Source organism: Bacteroides sp. NSJ-48 (assembly GCF_014287405.1).
GTDB lineage: Bacteria > Bacteroidota > Bacteroidia > Bacteroidales > Bacteroidaceae > Bacteroides > Bacteroides stercoris.
The window spans coordinates 1-707 of the sequence record NZ_JACOOD010000118.1; the positions used below are offsets into that span (position 1 = coordinate 1).

Annotated in this window: 1 pseudogene; it reads left to right on the forward strand. The window is 55.2% G+C overall.

The window, feature by feature from the left end:
* Positions 1 to 707, forward strand: a pseudogene (locus tag H8S52_RS19730) (hypothetical protein); the annotation flags it as partial.

Below are 707 nucleotides of genomic sequence, written 5' to 3' on the forward strand. Positions count from 1 at the left end.
GGTGCCGACCTGAACGTGAAGAGCGTGCGTATCTATAACAAGGCGCTGACCTCGGATGAGGTGCTGAACAACTACATCGTGGACCGCAACCACCTGGAGGATGCCGACGGGGAACCGGGCGTGCGCTCGCTGGATGAGGACAACCGCGTGCTGAACGAAGGAGACACGGTGAGCATGGAGAAGCTGATGGGGCTGATGAAGAAGCGCCGGAACTCGATCCTGGTACTGATAGGCACGGGCAGCGTGGGCAGTGAGGTTCCGAGCGAGAGCGACACGCTGAACGTGGTGGATGCACTGGCCCAGCTGAACGACAAAAAGGCCAACAAGCTGGTAAGGGAGGTCCGTTTCTATAACGGAGAGGACAGGACGCTTGACTTTATCCTTACCAACGTATATGTCCGTATTCAGGGTACTTCTTCCGTGAACTATGCCAGAAAGAACTTCCGTTTCTACTTCCAGAAGACGGCAAGCGGCTGGACGGTTACATTGAGCTACGGGGAGATTGACGGAAACGGCAGGCAGAAGAATCCGGTGGTAACTACCGGCAAAAAAAATCTCTTCAAGTTACGCAGGAACTCGGTAGGCGCGAAGCTGGCATGTTCCAAATGCGACTTCTCGGACTCGTCCATGACCACCAATACCGGAGGTGCGAAGCTTATCAATGACGGACTGAAAGAGATGGGGCTGCTTACGCCTGCCCAGCGTTA